Source organism: Delftia sp. BGA-UO-ETr-SB1 (genome assembly GCF_059567865.1).
Window position 1 is genome coordinate 1,860,071 of record NZ_JCAQOW010000005.1, and the last position, 13,487, is coordinate 1,873,557.

Annotated in this window: 11 protein-coding genes; 9 read left to right on the forward strand and 2 right to left on the reverse strand. The window is 70.0% G+C overall.

The window, feature by feature from the left end; translation table 11 throughout:
• Positions 1–39 precede the first annotated feature (39 nt).
• Together AC57B5_RS18605 and AC57B5_RS18610 are read left to right on the forward strand one after the other, a co-directional pair.
• Positions 40–1,002 carry a Bug family tripartite tricarboxylate transporter substrate binding protein gene (locus tag AC57B5_RS18605; RefSeq protein WP_315533693.1) on the forward strand — a complete coding sequence of 321 codons (963 nt, stop codon included), beginning with the start codon at positions 40–42 and terminating at the stop codon, positions 1,000–1,002.
• A 21-nt stretch (positions 1,003–1,023) separates the two neighbouring features.
• Positions 1,024–2,142: a CaiB/BaiF CoA transferase family protein gene (locus tag AC57B5_RS18610; protein ID WP_315533695.1), complete on the forward strand. Its 1,119-nt coding sequence runs from the start codon at positions 1,024–1,026 to the stop codon at positions 2,140–2,142.
• A gap of 1 nt (position 2,143) precedes the next feature.
• Here AC57B5_RS18610 and AC57B5_RS18615 read toward each other — a convergent pair whose 3' ends face one another.
• The gene (locus AC57B5_RS18615) at positions 2,144–2,926 is read right to left on the reverse strand and encodes an IclR family transcriptional regulator (RefSeq protein WP_315533697.1); all 783 of its coding nucleotides are present in this window, start codon (positions 2,924–2,926) and stop codon (positions 2,144–2,146) included.
• Between the two features lie 194 nt (positions 2,927–3,120).
• Between AC57B5_RS18615 and AC57B5_RS18620 the strand changes: the two genes are divergently transcribed.
• Complete coding sequence (locus tag AC57B5_RS18620; protein WP_496400094.1) at positions 3,121–3,945, forward strand: BUD32 family EKC/KEOPS complex subunit; 825 nt, start codon at positions 3,121–3,123, stop codon at positions 3,943–3,945.
• Positions 3,946–3,986: 41 nt separating this feature from the next.
• Here AC57B5_RS18620 and AC57B5_RS18625 read toward each other — a convergent pair whose 3' ends face one another.
• Positions 3,987–4,811 (reverse strand): IclR family transcriptional regulator, encoded by an 825-nt coding sequence (locus tag AC57B5_RS18625; RefSeq protein ID WP_496400095.1) that lies wholly within the window; start codon positions 4,809–4,811, stop codon positions 3,987–3,989.
• Positions 4,812–4,971: 160 nt separating this feature from the next.
• Between AC57B5_RS18625 and AC57B5_RS18630 the strand changes: the two genes are divergently transcribed.
• The 6 genes from AC57B5_RS18630 (at position 4,972) to AC57B5_RS18655 (ending at position 13,450) form a co-directional block, all read left to right on the forward strand.
• Positions 4,972–5,952 (forward strand): Bug family tripartite tricarboxylate transporter substrate binding protein, encoded by a 981-nt coding sequence (locus AC57B5_RS18630; RefSeq protein ID WP_034389537.1) that lies wholly within the window; start codon positions 4,972–4,974, stop codon positions 5,950–5,952.
• 31 nt (positions 5,953–5,983) lie between these two features.
• Complete coding sequence (locus AC57B5_RS18635; RefSeq protein WP_496400096.1) at positions 5,984–8,356, forward strand: cytochrome P450/oxidoreductase; 2,373 nt, start codon at positions 5,984–5,986, stop codon at positions 8,354–8,356.
• Positions 8,357–8,756: 400 nt separating this feature from the next.
• Positions 8,757–9,308, forward strand: coding sequence for a GNAT family N-acetyltransferase (locus AC57B5_RS18640; RefSeq protein ID WP_034389533.1), 552 nt, complete (start codon positions 8,757–8,759; stop codon positions 9,306–9,308).
• Positions 9,309–9,395: 87 nt separating this feature from the next.
• Entirely contained in the window at positions 9,396–9,917 is a 522-nt protein-coding gene (locus AC57B5_RS18645) for a sigma-70 family RNA polymerase sigma factor (RefSeq protein WP_096914556.1), read from the forward strand.
• On the forward strand, positions 9,914–10,885 hold the full coding sequence (locus AC57B5_RS18650; protein WP_454710333.1) for a DUF4880 domain-containing protein: 972 nt from the start codon (positions 9,914–9,916) through the stop codon (positions 10,883–10,885). The genes AC57B5_RS18645 and AC57B5_RS18650 overlap by 4 nt, the downstream gene beginning before the upstream one ends.
• A gap of 108 nt (positions 10,886–10,993) precedes the next feature.
• Positions 10,994–13,450 (forward strand): TonB-dependent siderophore receptor, encoded by a 2,457-nt coding sequence (locus tag AC57B5_RS18655; RefSeq protein WP_454710335.1) that lies wholly within the window; start codon positions 10,994–10,996, stop codon positions 13,448–13,450.
• Positions 13,451–13,487 lie beyond the last annotated feature (37 nt).

The following is a 13,487-nucleotide window of genomic DNA, read 5'->3' on the forward strand; positions in this document are numbered from 1 at the left end:
AAGCGCCCTGGCCCAGCACACGCGCGGAGAAGAAACACCATGTTCAAACGCCTCACGCTGGCGGCTGCCGCCTGGCTGTGCGCCACGGCAGGCATTGCAGCCGATGCCTGGCCCACGCGGCCCATCACCCTGGTCGTGCCGGGCGCGGCCGGGGGCTCCACCGACATTCCCGCGCGGCTGCTGGCGCTCAAGCTGGGCGAGCGGCTGGGCCAGCCCGTCATCGTGGACAACAGGCCCGGCGCGGGCGGCTCCATCGGTGCCAGCCAGGTGGCACGCGCGCAGCCGGACGGCTATACGGTGCTGGTGGGCAACACGGGCTCCAACGCCATCAACTACACGGCCTACAAGAAGCTGCCCTACAGGCCAGAGGACTTCGTGGCGCTGACGGACATGATCTCGTTTTCCAACGTGCTGGTCGTGCCGCAGGCATCGCCGGTGCGCTCGCTGGACGATCTGCTCAAGGCCGCGCGGCAGGCGCCGGGCAAGCTGTCGTTCTCCTCGGCCGGCGTGGGCCAGACCACGCACCTCATGGGCGAGCTGCTGCGCGAGCGCACGGGCGTGGACGTGGTGCATGTGCCCTACCGCGGCTCGGCACCGGCCACGGCGGCCATCGTCTCGGGAGAAACGCAGTTCATGTTCGACAACCTCACGGCATCGCTGGTGCATATCAAGGCGGGCAAGCTGCATCCCATCGCCGTGACCGGCGCGCAGCGCGAGCCCGAGCTGCCCAACGTGCCCACCACCACCGAACTGGGCCTGCAGGACTTCGACAAGGTCGGCTGGATGGGTTTCTTCCTGCCCGCGCAGACGCCGCCCGCCGTGGTGCGCAAGCTCATCGACGGCCTTGTCGCCGTGCTCCGGGACCCCGAGGTGGCGCGCCGCTACCGCGAGCTCGGCGGCCGCCCCGGCGGCATGCCCCAGGCGCAGTTCATCCAGCTGGTGGACAACGACCGCAAGAGCTGGGGCGCGCTGATCACCAGCCGCCAGCTGCAACTCGACTGAACTGTTTTCGACGGAGACGCCATGAAGGTGCTGGACAGCGTGCGCGTGCTGGAGATTGGCGGCATCGGCCCGGGGCCGTTCTGCGCCATGCATCTGGCGGACCTGGGGGCCGATGTGGTGTCCATCGTGCGGCCCGAGACCGGACCTGCTGCGGGCGCCTCCGCGCTGTCGCGCGGCAAGCGCTCGGTGTTCGCCGATCTCAAGTCGCCCGAAGGGCGTGACTTGGTGCTGGCCCTGGTGCGCGATGCCGATGCGCTGATCGAAGGCATGCGGCCCGGCACCATGGAGCGCCTGGGCCTGGGACCCGAGGCCTGCCAGGCCCTCAACCCGCGCCTGGTCTATGGCCGCATGACGGGCTGGGGCCAGGACGGCCCGCTGGCCCAGGCAGCTGGCCACGACAACAACTATGCGGCCGTCTCGGGCGCGCTGTGGGGATGCGCGCCGGCCGATGCCCGGCCGGTCTCGCCGTTTGCCACGCTGGGCGACATCGGCGGCGGCGCCATGTACCTGATGACGGGGCTGCTGGCCGGCATCGTGCAGGCGCGCGCCACGGGGCGCGGCACGGTGGTGGACGCGGCCATCGTCGATGGTGCGGCGCACATGCTCAACCTCATGCTGCATGCGCGCCAGCGCGGGCTGGTGGCCGACGAGCGCGGCCACAGCATCCATGACAGCGCACCGTTCTACGAAACCTATGCCTGTGCCGATGGCGGCTTCATCACCGTGGGCGCCATCGAGCCGCAGTTCCACGCCCTGCTGCTGGACAGGCTGGGCCTGGCCGGTGCCGCTGCGTTCCAGGGCCCGCAGTGGGACCGCGCCGCCTGGCCGGCGCGGCGCGCGCAGCTGCAGGCGCTGTTCGCCTCCCGGCCCCGCGCGCACTGGCAGCAATTGCTGGAGGGCAGCGATGCCTGCTTCGGCGCCGTGCTCAGCCCTGTGGAAGCAGCCCGCCACCCGCACCTGCAGGCGCGCGGCGTCTACCTGCAGCCCGAAGGCGGCGCCCTGCAGGCCAGCCCCGCGCCGCGCTTTGACGGCCAGGCCTATGCGCCGGGTCCTGCAAATGCCGCAGGCTCCGACACCGCCAGCGTGCGGGAGAAGGTGAGCGCAGGCCGCGCGCAGGAAGTCTGGCGCAGCGCCCGCTGATTCACGAGAGGCTGGAGGCGCCCAGCATGCCTTCGACCAGGCGCACCAGCGTGATCAGGCGCGGCCCGGCATCGCTTTCCAGCGCGCGGCTCTGCGGGCTGTAGATGGGCAGGGAGACCGAGAACACCCAGTATTCGCCGTCCTTGGCCGTGGACATGGGCACGGCAATGGACTGGATCTCGCGGTGCAGGTCGCCGTGGCTGCGGCAAAAGCCGTGCTCGGCCAGGTCGCGCCGCGCATCGTCGAGCCGCTCGCGCAGTTGCTGGGCGCGTGCGGGATCGTCGGCCTGCAGCTCGGCGATGAAGGCCTCGCGCTCGGGCTCGGGCAGGCTCAGCAGGTAGGCGCGGCCCGTGGCGGTGCGCGACAGCGAGATGTGCACGCCGATCTCGGGCAGGAAGACCTTGTTGGTCAGGCCGTTGGCCAGCTCCACCAGGCACAGCTGGCGGCCGTGGCCCACGGCCAGCTGGATCTGGCCTTCCAGGTGATTGGCCAGCTCCTGCATGTGCGGCCGCGCGAACTGGCGCATGTGCATGCGCGCCAGCACGGGCGAGGACAGGTTCAGCAGCCCCACGCCCGGCACGTACTTGGACAGGCGCTCGGAGTAGCGCATCAGGTTCAGTTCGCACAGGGTGTCGATCAGGCGGAACAGCGTGGGCTTGGGCAGGCCCGTCATGTCCATCAGTTCACGGGCGCTGAGTTCCTGGTGCTTGTTGGAAAAGCACTGGAGCACGGAGATGCCGCGCACCAGGGCGGCCACCAGCTTGCCACTGTCTTCTGTGTTCATGAATGGTTTTCGGCACTGCTAAAGATGAAACGATTGTCTCAATTTTCCGGCTGCCAAGCGGCAAATCCACCGGCCTTGCCGCAGTGCAAACCCTGGCGCCACCGCCGGCCGGCGCAAGCGGCAAGTCCTGGCACGGCACAATTGCCGCATCCGGCTGGCGTTGCGCGCCAGCCACTCACTTTCCAGAGCCTGCCGTGTCCGAACCGTCCTCCGCCGTCCCGCCTCCCGAGCCGCCAGACTACGACGCCTTTTTGCGCGCCCATGTGCTGAGCCAGCCCCTCAGCATCCAGCGCTATGACCGGGAAGACGAAACCATCTGGGTCAAGCGCGCGGGCGCCAGCAACCCGGCATGGCGCTATCGCGCGCTGGCCCTGCTCGCCTTGTGCCTGCGCCTGCCCGTGCTGCGGCCCGTGCCCAATCCCGGCGGCCACGAAGCCATCCGCACCGAGGTACGCCGCCTGCGCCAGCTCGCGCAACGCGGCCTGCGCGTGCCTGCCGTGCTGGCCGAGTGCGAGGACGGCTTTGCCATGCGCCACCTGGGCAGCCCCGGCGTGGAAGCGCCCTCGCTGGGCAATGCCATGGAAGCCGCCCTGCCCCGGGGCGACGGCAGCACGCTGGCGCTATGGTTGCAGGGCCTGCAGACGCTGCAGCAGGTGCATGGCAGCGGCGACTGCCTGAGCCAGGCCTTTGCGCGCAACATGGTCTGCTGTGCCGATGGCGTGATCGGCTTCATCGACTTCGAGGACGACCCTGCCGCCCACCTGCCCCTGGCGCTGTGCCGCGTGCGCGATGCCCTGTGCTACGCCCACTCCACGGCCTGGATACTGGAGCAGGCCGGCGCCATGCAGACCGCGCGCACGGCTTGGCGGGATTTCGTGCAGTCCATGGAGCCCGAAACCCGCGCCCTGATGGCGCGCACCGTGAAACAGCTGGCCTGGGTGCGCCGCCTGCCCGAAAGCCGCCGCCTGGGCCGCGACATGCAGCGCGTGCGCATGGCCTACACGCTGGTGACGCCGTAGCGGCAGCGGGTTGCAGGCCTCAGCCGGGCCTCAGCCGGGCTTCAGCCGTGCAGGTGGCCCAGCGAGGCGCTGACGCGCGCCGCTTCGGCGCGCAGGGCCCGGGCCACTGCGCCCTGCGGCTCCGGGTCGAAGCCGCCGCTGGCGCCCAGCGCGCACAGCACGCCCACCACATGGCCCGTGTAGTCGTGCAGCGGCGCCGCCACAGCGCTGATGCCCGGCAGGTTGACGTCGCGCACCGAGGCGCAGCCCGCAGCGCGGATCTCGCGGCGCAGCGTGCCCAGCGGGTCCGCGCCATCGAGCAGCGCGCGCCGCGCGGCCGGCGCCTCGGCCAGCTCCCGGGCCAGCAGCGCATCCACGCGGGCATCGTCGTCCATGAAGGCGAAGAAGGCGCGCCCCGTGGCCGACCACAGCAGCGACATCACCGAGCCCACGCGCACATTGACGGTGACCGGCAGGCCCGGCTCCTCGAAGCGCACGATGGTCGGCCCCAGGTTGCCCATCACGGCCACGAAGCTGGTGACCTGCAAGGCCTCGCGCAGGTGCAATAGGGCCGGCTCGGCCAGGCGGATGGGGTCGGACTGCCGCATGGCGGCCAGGCCCACGCGCATGGCCTCGGCCGCCAGCGCGTACTGCGTGCCACCACGGTCCTGCTCCACCAGCCCCTCGGCCATCAGGCTGGCCAGATAGCGGTGGACCTTGGCCGGGCTTTCCTCCACCGCGCCCGCGATGGCCGTGAGGCTGGCGCGTCCGCCCAGCGTGGCCAGCGCCTTGAGCACGGCCAGGCAGGTCTCGGCGGCCTGCACGCGCTGGCGCCTTTCGCGCGGCGGCGCGGGCTCGTCAATCTCGGAGGCAGCAGTGGAAGTCATGGCGGCAGGGCGGGTCTGGAAAGGCCTGTTTTAAGGGCTGGCGGGGCATTGTGCCGCAGCTTGCGGGTAATCCCGGGCGGTGTTTTTACGCAATGCGTAGAAAAATTACGCAAAACAAGATTCCATGGATTCCACCCAGGCCTCACCGGAGACAAGCCCCATGCACAAGCGCCTTTTCCTCACCACACTGGCCGCAGGCCTGCTATCGGCCACCGCCCTGCCCGGCGCGCTGGCCCAGGACGGATTCCCCAGCAGGAACGTGCGCTGGATCGTTCCCTACGCGGCCGGCGGCGGCTCGGACTTCCTGGCCCGCACCATAGGCCAGGCCTGGGGCGGCCAGGTGCACCAGCCCATCGTGGTGGACAACCGCCCGGGCGGCAACACGGCCATAGGTGCCTCGGAAACCGCGCGTGCCGCCGCCGATGGCTACACCGTGCTGTCGGCCGACAACGGCACCCTGGTCTTCAATCCCGTGCTCTACAAGAGCCTCAGCTACAACCCCGCCAGGGACCTCGCGCCGGTCACGCTGATGGGCCGCTTCCCGATGATCCTGGTGGCCGGCCCCGGCATGGCAGCGGCCACGGCCAAAGACTTCCTGGCCCAGGCGCGCACCAGCAAGGACGGCGTGAACTACGCCTCCGCCGGCGCCGGCAGCCCGCACCACCTGGCCATGGAACTGCTCAGGGTGGAGGCCGGCCTGAAGCTGGTGCACGCCCCCTACAAGGGCGCGGCACCGGCCCTGGGCGACGTGGCCGGCGGCCAGGTGCCCGTGATGATGGTGGACCTGGCCGCGGGCGCAGGCTTCATCAAGGGCGGCAAGGTCCGCCCGCTGGCCGTGGCCAACGCCACGCGCCTGCCCCAGTTGCCCGACGTGCCCACCTTCGCCGAGCTGGGCCTGCCCAAGGTGCAGGCCGCCGCCCTGGTGGGACTGGTGGCGCCCGCCAGGACACCGGCCCCGGTCATCGCGGCCCTGCACAGGCAGGTCGTGGCCGCGATCAACGAGCCCGCCGTGCGCCAGAAGCTCGTGGATTTCGGTGTGGAGCCCGTGGGCAACACGCCCGAGCAGTTCGCCGCGCTGCTGGCCAGCGAAAGCACGCGCTGGCACCAGCTGATCCGCGACCAGAACATCACTTTGGATTGACCCTCCGCGCCTGCCTGCCTGCGAACCTGCCATGACTGCCTCCGCTGCCTCCAACGCCACCCCTTCCACCTCTGCGCCAGCCTCCGCGCGCTGCCCCTTCGACCACCGCCAGCCCAGCGGCCAGACCGGCCCCACGGGCTGCCCCGTCAGCGCGGGTGCCGCGGCCTTCGACCCGTTCAGCGACGGCTACCAGCAGGACCCGCCCGAATATGTGCGCTGGGCGCGCGAGCAGGAGCCGGTGTTCTACAGCCCGCAACTGGGCTACTGGGTGGTCACGCGCTTCGACGACATCAAGGCGGTGTTCCGCGACAACATCGCCTTCAGTCCCTCGATCGCGCTGGAGAAGATCACGCCCACGGGCGAGGAGGCCAATGCCGTGCTGGCCTCCTACGGCTTCGCGCTGAACCGCACCCTGGTCAACGAGGACGAGCCCGCCCACATGCCGCGCCGCCGCGCGCTGATGGACCCGTTCACGCCCGAGGAGCTGCGCCACCACGAGCCCATGGTGCGCGAGCTGGCGCGCGCCTATGTGGACCGCTTCATCGACGACGGCCGCGCCGACCTTGTGGACCAGATGCTGTGGGAGGTGCCGCTGACCGTGGCCCTGCACTTTCTCGGCGTGCCCGAGGAGGACATGGACAGGCTGCGCGAGTACTCCATCGCCCACACCGTCAACACCTGGGGCCGGCCCCGGCCAGAGCAGCAGGTGGCCGTGGCCCATGCGGTGGGCAACTTCTGGCAGCTGGCCGGCAAGGTGCTGGCCAAGATGCGCGAGAACCCCGATGCGCCGGGCTGGATGCAATACGGCATACGCAAGCAAAAGGAGCTTCCCGAGGTCGTCACCGACTCCTACCTGCACTCCATGATGATGGCCGGCATCGTGGCCGCGCACGAGACCACGGCCAATGCCACGGCCAACGCCGTCAAGCTGCTGCTGCAGCATCCCGGCGCCTGGAAGCAGATCTGCGAGAACCCCGCGCTGATCCCCAATGCCGTGGAGGAATGCCTGCGCCACAACGGCTCGGTGGCCGCCTGGCGGCGCCTGGCCACGCGCGACGTGGTGATCGGCGGCGTGGCCGTGCCCGCAGGCTCGAAGCTGCTCATCGTGACCTCGTCGGCCAACCACGACGAGCGGCATTTCGCCGATGCCGACTTCTTCGACATCCACCGCGACAACGCCGGCGACCACCTGACTTTCGGCTATGGCTCGCACCAGTGCATGGGCAAGAACCTGGCGCGCATGGAGATGCAGATCTTCCTGGAGGAGTTCACGCGCCGCCTTCCCCACATGCGGCTGGCCGAGCAGCGGTTCACCTACGTGCCCAACACCTCGTTCCGGGGCCCCGAGCACCTGTGGGTGGAGTGGGACCCGGCCCTCAACCCCGAGCGCGCCCGTCCCGCCCTGCTGCAGGCGCGCCAGCCCGTGCGCATCGGCGAAGCCCTGCAGGGCGGCGCCAGCCGGCCCATGGTCGTGGCCGAGGCCGAGGCTGCCGCCGAAGGCGTGCTGCGCCTGCGCCTGAAGGCCGCCGATGGACACGCCCTGCCGCGCTGGACGCCGGGCTCGCACATCGACCTGCAATGCGGCGACACGGGCCTGTCACGCCAGTACTCGCTGTGCGGCGACCCGCAGGACACCGGCAGCTACGAGATTGCCGTGCTGCGCGAGGCCAACGGCCGTGGCGGCTCGGCCTGGGTGCACAAGCATCTGCACCGCGGCGCCACCGTACAGCTGCGGGGCCCGCGCAACCATTTCCCGCTGGACGAAGGCGCCAGCCACCTGATCCTGGTGGCCGGCGGCATCGGCATCACGCCCATCTCGACCATGGCACGGCGCGCCAGGGCGCTGGGCCTGTCCTATGAGATCCACTACAGCGGCCGGCGCCGCGCGGGCATGGCGCTGCTGGCGCCGCTGCTGGCCGAGCATGGCGCCAGGCTGCATCTGTACGTGGCGGAGGAAGGCCGGCGCGCCGACTACGCCGCCCTGCTGGCCACGCCGCGCGCCGGAGCCCGCATCCATGCCTGCGGACCGGCGCGCCTGCTGGACGGCCTGGAGGCGGCCAGCCGCCACTGGCCCGAGGACAGCCTGCGCGTGGAGCATTTCGTCTCCACCGTGGGGGCGCTGGACCCTGCCAGGGAGCAGGGCTTCGAGGTGGAACTGCGCGCCTCGGGCCTTGTGCTGCAGGTGCGCAACGACCAGACGCTGCTGGACGCCCTGCGCAGCGCGAAGATCGAAGTGCAAAGCGACTGCCGGGAAGGGCTGTGCGGGTCCTGCGAAGTGCCCGTGCTCGACGGCGAGGTGGACCACCGCGACATGGTGCTCACGCGCGGCGAGCGCGCGGCCTGCACCAAGATGATGAGCTGCTGCTCGCGCGCCAGGAGCGGCAGGCTGGTGTTGGGCCTGTAGCCAGGGTTCGGGCAGCCCGGCGCCCAGAAACACAAAAGCCCCAAGGCCATCATCGGCAATGGGGCGATCGCATCGGTGGGCGCGCTTCGGGGCGCACCTGCCTCCAACCGGATTACTGGTTGGCGATTTCGAGCTCGGCGTTGCGGGCTTGCTGGATGAAATCGATCAGGGAATAGATTGCTTGGCGCATGGTGAACTTCCTTACTGAGACGCTCAACAATCACTGGCGGCATGCATCTCAAGTGCCGCGAATGCCGGGAAAACCCTCTAAGCGTTTACCCTAGATCTAAGTATAAACCACTAGATCCGCCCATGCAAAGGCACAGTTGTAAGCGCACGTCAAGATCCCGCAGAGGCGCCCAACTGCGTCCCAATGTCAGGCATGGGATGATTCAGGCTTATGACCGCGCCTTCCGTTTCTCTCGCACCCTGGCACATAGAGCCGCTGAACCCGGCCGAAGCGCCGTGGCCGCTGCTGCTGTCGGCGGATCCGTCGCGGGAGAAGGTGCGCGGCTATCTGGCGGGCTCCACCTGTTTTGCCGCGCGCGAGTCCTTCCAGCGCGAAGGCCAGCCGCCGCGTCCCGGCGGGCGCGGCGAGGTATTGGGCATGTGCGTGCTGGTGCCGCTGCGCGCCAGCGGCGATGAGGCCTCAGGCCCACCCGCCTGGGAGCTGATGAACATCGCGGTCGCGGAATCGCTGCACCACCGGGGCCTGGGCAGCGCCCTGCTGCGGCGTGCCATCGAATGGGCGCGCTCCCAGCGAGCGCCGCGCATCGAGGTCGGCACGGGCAGCTTCGGCGACCAGCTGGTCTTCTACCAGCGCGCGGGTTTTCGCGTGACGGGCATAGACCGGGATTTCTTCCTCAGGCACTACACCACCCAGCTGTGGGAGCGCGGCGTGCAGCACCGCGACATGCTGCGCCTGACGCTGGAGTTGGGCACGGGCCGCTGAGGGCCTCGCGGGCGAGGTGAATCACGGGGAATGAGGGCATGGCGTGATAATTGAGACGCATTCCCATCCCATCACCTGTCTCGCCGCATGCCCGCCCATCCCCTGCCGCCACCTCCCGTCGCCGTGCTCTACGCAGACCACCATGGCTGGCTGCAAGGCTGGCTGCGCCGCAAGCTGGGCGACACCGCACAGGCGCAGGACCTGACGCACGACACCTTCGTGCAACTGCTCACCACCCGCCACCTTCCACCGCTGGACAACCCGCGCGCCTACCTGACCACCATGGCCAAGCGCACGCTGTTCTCCTTCTGGCGCAGGCGCGACCTGGAGCAGGCCTACCTGGAGGCGCTGGCGGCCCAGCCCGCCGTCCACCAGCCCTCGGAAGAGGAGCGCTATGCCCTCGTGCAGGCGCTGCAGGCCGTGGACCGCGTGCTGCAGTCGCTGCCACCCACCACGCGCCGCGTGCTGCTGCTCAACCAATTGCACGACATGCCCTACCGGGAGATCGCGCTGCGCCTGGGCATTGCCGAGATCACCGTGCGGCGCCACATGGGGCGCGCCATAGCCGCCTGCTGCGCACTGGACTGCGCAACGGCGCTGCCGCAATGAGTGCCACCTCGGCCGCCGCCCTGCGCCAGCAGGCCATCGCCTGGCTGGTGGAGTCGCGCTCGGGAGCCATGACCGAGCACCAGCGCAAGGCCCTGGACCGTTGGCGACAGGCCGACCCGGCCCACGAAGCCGCGTGGTCCCAGGTGAGCGGCTCGCTGGAGCGCGTGCTCCAACCGCTGGCGCCCCACACCTCCAGCCATGCGTCAGCCGATGCAGCGCTGAACGCACTGCTGCAGCCCGACCGCCGCCGCAGGCGCATTGCTGGCGGCGCACTGGCCTTTGCGGGCGCGGCCCTGGGAGGCCTGGTGGCCCACCGATTCACGCCTTTGCCCGGCCTGCTGGCCGATGCCCATACCGCCACGGCCGAGCGGCGCAGCCTGGAGTTGGCCGACGGCAGCCGGCTGCTGCTGGACGCGCGCAGCGCCATCGATATCGACCTGGGCGCCGACCGCCGCCGCGTGCATCTGCGCCAGGGCGCGCTGATCGCGCAGGTGCCGGCCGGCAGCCCCTTCACCGTGCAGACCCGGCATGGCCAGGCCCAGGTGCCGGCAGCGCAAGGCGCGCGCTTCATGGTGCGCCTGCAGGAAGAGCGCACGCAGGTGGCCGCGCTCGCGCAGGACGTGGACCTGCACACACGGCTGGGCGCACAGTCCCCGCTGCAGGCCGGCGCCAGCGCCTGGATGGACGGGGCCGCCATTTCCGAGGCCCTGGCGCGCGCCGAGGCGGCAGCGGCCTGGCAAAGCGGCATGCTGGCCGTGGACGATTGGCCGCTGGACTCGGTGGTCGACGCCCTGCGGCCTTACCGGACCGGCCTGTTGCGCGTCGCCCCTGCCGCCTCCCGGCTGCGCGTGCTGGGCACCTTCCCGCTGGACGATACCGACCGTGCGCTGCAGGCGCTGGCCAGCAGCCTGCCCATCCGCGTGACGCGCTATCGCGGCGGCTGGCTGACGCTGATCGATGCGGCCTGAGGCCCGGTCAACGCGGGGCTCCAAAAAAAACTGCGCCAGGGGTGATCACATCCGGCCCGCTCGCGCGACATGTCCTGTGTCATCCCCCATTCTCCGGAGTCCACAAGCATGTCCCGCTCTCTTTTCGCATGGCGCCCCGTGGCCCATGCCGCAGCCCTGGCCGCCCTCATCGCCACCCTGCCCGCCCAGGCCCAGACCGCCCAGGAGGCCGCGGTAGCCTCCGGCGCCGAAGCCGGCCAGCGCCAACGCTATGACCTGCCAGCCGGGCCACTGGCCCGGACGCTGCTGGCCATTGGCCAGCACAGCGGCCGCACGCTGTCGCTGGACCCCGCCCTGGCCTCGGGCAAGCAGGCGCCGGCGATCCAGGGCAACTACACGGCGGAGCAGGCGCTGCAGGCCGCGCTGGCCGGCAGCGGCCTGGTGCTCACGCGCGATGCCCAGGGCGTGCTCGGCGTGCGGCCAGCGCCCCAGGCCAGCGCCCTGCCTGCGTCGGCAGCGCCTTTGCCGGAGCAAGGCGTCAGCCTGGCCACGGTGACCGTGTCCGGCAAGGCCCCGGGCTCGACCACGGAGGGCACGGACTCCTACACCACGGCATCGTCCAGCAGCTCCACGCGCCTGAACCTGGCTCCCCAGGAGACGCCCCAGGCGCTGACCGTGATGACGCGCCAGCGGCTGGAGGATCTGGGCACCACGCGGCTCAGCGACATGCTGGAGGCCGCGCCCGGCATCATCGTCACGCGCGACGGCCTGGGTGCCGAAAGCGACGGCTACTGGTCGCGGGGTTTCGAGATCCAGAACTACGAGATCGATGGCGTGCCCACGGCCGCCGGCCTCAACCAATACACCCAGCACATGGCCATGTACGACCGCGTGGAGATCGTGCGCGGCGCCACGGGCCTCATCAGCGGCATGGGCAACCCCTCGGCCACCATCAACCTGATCCGCAAGCGCCCCACGGCCAGGCCCCAGACGCAACTCAATGTCGATGCCGGCAGCTGGGGACGCCGAGGCGCGGGCCTGGACATCTCCCGCCCGCTGAACCAGGACGGCTCGGCCCGCGCGCGCCTGGTTGCGGACTACCAATCGGGCGATGCCTGGCTGGAGCGCTACCACCAGGACTCGCGCCTGCTGTACGGCATCGCCGAGGTCGATCTCGACGACCGGACCCTGTGGACCGTGGGCTTCAGCTACCTGCGCAACGATGTGGATGCGCCGATGCGCTCGGGCCTGCCGTCGCGGTTTCCGGACGGCAGTGCCACCCGGCTGCCCCGCGCCCTGAACGGATCGCCGAACTGGTCGTACAACAACCATGAGCAAAGCGGCTTCTTCACCTCCATCGAGCGCGAGCTGAGCGGCGGCTGGACCGGCAAGGTCGAGTACGCCTACGGCCAGGACCGCTACGACTCGGTCTACACCTACCTCAACGGCACGCTGCAGGCCGATGGCAGCGGCACCAGCCTGCTGCCCGTGCGCTTTCAGGGCCAGCCGCGCCAGCACAACCTCGACATGTACTTGACCGGCCCGCTCAAGCTGTTCGGCCGCGAGCACGAGTTGATCGCCGGCCTGACGCTGTCGCGCTTCGAGGACAAGGGACCCACCTCCGGCAGCTGGCTCTACGACTACTCCGGCTCGGCCGCAGGCCGCATAGACAACCTGTTCACCTATGACGGCAGCAATCCCGTGCCCGACTTCGCGACCAGCGGCCGGTTCTCCACCAGGGAGCACCAGTACGCAGGCTATCTGACCGGACGTTTCCGCATCTCCGAGCCGCTGCGCCTGATCCTGGGCAGCCGCCAGATCTACTGGGGGCGCGATACCGCCAGCACGCCCGACACCGGAGAGGCCACCGCCACCCGCGCCCGGGAAAACGGCGCCTTCATCCCCTACGTGGGCGCCGTCTACGACATAACGCCCCAGTGGGCGCTGTACGCCAGCTACACCAAGATCTTCAATCCCCAGGCCTCCTGGGTGCGCGACGAGAACAATGCCACGCTGGCGCCCATGGAAGGCCGGGGACTGGAGGTCGGCATCAAGGGCAGGCACCTGGACGGCAAGCTCAACTCCAGCCTGGCCCTGTTCAACCTCAAGCAGGACAACCTGGCGGTGTGGCAGGCGCAATTCCCGGGCAGCAATGTCTACAAGGCCGAGCAGAACACCACCTCCCAGGGGCTGGAGATGGAACTGAGCGGCGAGCTGGCGCCGGGCTGGCAGGTCTCTGCCGGCTATGCCAACACCCTGACCACGAATGCAGAGGGCCAGCGCATCAACACCATGCTGCCGCGCAACAGCGTCAAGCTCTTCAGCAGCTACCGCCTGGGCGGCGCACTACAGGGGCTGACACTGGGCGGCGGAGTGAACTGGCAAAGCGAGGTAGGCGACGCCACGGTGCGGCAGGCCAGCTATGCCGTGGTGAACCTGATGGCACGCTATGACATCGACCGGCACTGGAGTGCGTCGGTGCACCTGAACAACGCGCTGGACCGCAAGTACTTCAGCTACGCGGGCTACTACAGCCACTACGGCACGCCGCGCAATCTGATGGTGGGCGTCAAATACCGCTTCTGAGCCAGGTTCTGAGCCCGGTCCCTGACCTCCTGCCGGC

What these genes read in the sequence shown, in the direction of transcription:
- AC57B5_RS18605 (WP_315533693.1), top strand. Translation starts at nt 40, where the DNA reads ATGTTCAAACGCCTCACGCTGGCGGCTGCCGCCTGGCTGTGCGCCACG.
- AC57B5_RS18610 (WP_315533695.1), top strand. Translation starts at nt 1,024, where the DNA reads ATGAAGGTGCTGGACAGCGTGCGCGTGCTGGAGATTGGCGGCATCGGC.
- AC57B5_RS18615 (WP_315533697.1), bottom strand. Translation starts at nt 2,926, where the DNA reads ATGAACACAGAAGACAGTGGCAAGCTGGTGGCCGCCCTGGTGCGCGGC.
- AC57B5_RS18625 (WP_496400095.1), bottom strand. Translation starts at nt 4,811, where the DNA reads ATGACTTCCACTGCTGCCTCCGAGATTGACGAGCCCGCGCCGCCGCGC.
- AC57B5_RS18630 (WP_034389537.1), top strand. Translation starts at nt 4,972, where the DNA reads ATGCACAAGCGCCTTTTCCTCACCACACTGGCCGCAGGCCTGCTATCG.
- AC57B5_RS18635 (WP_496400096.1), top strand. Translation starts at nt 5,984, where the DNA reads ATGACTGCCTCCGCTGCCTCCAACGCCACCCCTTCCACCTCTGCGCCA.
- AC57B5_RS18640 (WP_034389533.1), top strand. Translation starts at nt 8,757, where the DNA reads ATGACCGCGCCTTCCGTTTCTCTCGCACCCTGGCACATAGAGCCGCTG.
- AC57B5_RS18645 (WP_096914556.1), top strand. Translation starts at nt 9,396, where the DNA reads ATGCCCGCCCATCCCCTGCCGCCACCTCCCGTCGCCGTGCTCTACGCA.
- AC57B5_RS18650 (WP_454710333.1), top strand. Translation starts at nt 9,914, where the DNA reads ATGAGTGCCACCTCGGCCGCCGCCCTGCGCCAGCAGGCCATCGCCTGG.
- AC57B5_RS18655 (WP_454710335.1), top strand. Translation starts at nt 10,994, where the DNA reads ATGTCCCGCTCTCTTTTCGCATGGCGCCCCGTGGCCCATGCCGCAGCC.